General features: G+C 56.7%; 2 protein-coding genes. One reads left to right on the top strand and one right to left on the bottom strand.

Going from position 1 to position 1,706, the window contains the following annotated elements; genetic code table 11:
• Positions 1-422: 422 nt before the first annotated feature.
• The gene (locus GVM20_RS16180; RefSeq protein ID WP_024569039.1) at positions 423-1,394 is read left to right on the top strand and encodes an IS481 family transposase; all 972 of its coding nucleotides are present in this window, start codon (positions 423-425) and stop codon (positions 1,392-1,394) included.
• Here GVM20_RS16180 and GVM20_RS16175 read toward each other — a convergent pair.
• On the bottom strand, positions 1,355-1,706 hold a 352-nt coding region (locus GVM20_RS16175), incomplete at its 5' end, for a hypothetical protein (protein WP_199799665.1). The two genes, GVM20_RS16180 and GVM20_RS16175, sit on opposite strands and share 40 nt — an antisense overlap.

The following is a 1,706-nucleotide window of genomic DNA, read 5'->3' as shown; positions in this document are numbered from 1 at the left end:
TGTAAGGAGTCCAGTATCTCTGGAACAGGTGGAACTTGACTATCGATAGCGTTGCTATCAATAAGTCTGGTCTGGCATCGGCGTAGCCAGGAAACTCCCATATCTGGCTCGCAACGAAGAAAGTGCCAGGCTGACAATTTTAATCTAGCGATCTCATCCACTTCAGCAGCTTGCCTAAGAGCGAAAGCTAGGTCCTCGCTGATGAGCTCTCGGAGCGATAGATGTTTTGCTAAGCAGGAAGATACTCGTTGTTCGGCTTTTGGGATCGCCAATCTGAGATAAGAAATCCCGATGGAAGTATTTTTGGCTATCTGTCGCATCCCGGACGATTGCATAGACTCTAAACGCTATCCACTCTTCATGGCCCGAGCCGTTCTAAAGGAGTTGATAGAGTCCTTGCAATCCACCCAGGGAGTGAAGCCATGTTGATAGCCCTGCACAAGAACGCCCGCACCACGCCCGCCGTGCGTGCCGAGATCGCAGCCAGCGATGAACCAGCCAGCATCCTGGCCCAGCGCTTTGGGATCACTGAGCAGACGGTCTACAAGTGGAAGAAGCGCGATGTCTTTGCAGACCGCTCGCACACGGCCCATCGCCTGCAGACGGTGCTCACGCCTGCGCAAGAGACCGTGGTGGTTCACTTGCGCCGTACCTTGCTGCTACCTTTGGATGACCTGCTGGCCGTGACACGGGAGTTCATCTGTCCCCATGTCTCGCGCTCCGGGCTGGACAGGTGCTTGCGCCGCCATGGAGCGGGCAACCTCAACGCCCTCAAGCCCCAGGAGCCTGCGGTAGCCCACAAGGCCTTCAAGAGCTACGAGCCAGGCTACGTGCACATGGACGTGAAGTACCTGCCCCAGATGCAGGATGAGAGCAGCCGGCGCTACCTATTCGTGGCCATCGACAGGGCCACGCGTTGGGTGTTTGTGCAGCTCAAGTCCAACAAGACCGCCGCCAGTGCACAGGCCTTCCTCAAGGCGTTGCACAAGGCCTGTCCGATCAGGATCAACAAGCTGTTGACCGACAACGGCAAAGAGTTCACGGACCGTCTGTTTGCCAGCAAGGAACGCGAACCCAGCGGCAACCATGAATTCGATCAACTGTGCCGGGAGTTGGGCATAGAGCACCGATTGACCAAGCCCAGGACGCCCAGAACCAACGGCATGGTGGAGCGGTTCAATGGACGCATTGCGGACGTTCTGAAGACCCACCGGTTCAACAGCCGCGAGGACATGGAGGAGACCTTGCTGCGCTATGTGGCCTTGTACAACCACCAGTTGCCGCAGTCAGCGCTCAAGAGCAGTACGCCGATGCAGGCCATGAAAGATTGGTACCAGACCCACCCGCACCTGTTTCACAAGCGACCATATGATCGTACGGGATGCGACACGTAGGCTCCGGAATCCTGCACTTTCAACGCGGTATCCAGCATCTCAAGGATGGTGCGACGATGCACAACGTACTTTGCAAGGGCTGCCTTGCCAAGTTCGTTCTCCTCGTCTAGATACTGCTTGTAGAGGGCTGTGTATTCAGGCGATCCGGCAGCGGCGTCGATCGGCACCTTATTGATTTCGGCCGCACGCTGGCGGTGCTCAAGCTCTATGTCCTTCTGGGCTTTGTACAGCTCAACGTCGAGTTGATCCCGCGAGATGTTGGCGGGGATGCGTTCTAACCTTTCACGATAGCGATCCTGGAGCTGGAAGCGG

Source organism: Porphyrobacter sp. SLTP, from assembly GCF_009905735.1.
GTDB lineage: Bacteria > Pseudomonadota > Alphaproteobacteria > Sphingomonadales > Sphingomonadaceae > Erythrobacter.
Note: the sequence above shows the minus strand (reverse complement) of the source record. Positions and strands in the feature narration are given on the sequence as shown.

Bases quoted from the DNA above. Each gene is read 5' to 3' on its own strand.
- GVM20_RS16180 (WP_024569039.1), top strand. From the start codon at position 423: ATGTTGATAGCCCTGCACAAGAACGCCCGCACCACGCCCGCCGTGCGT.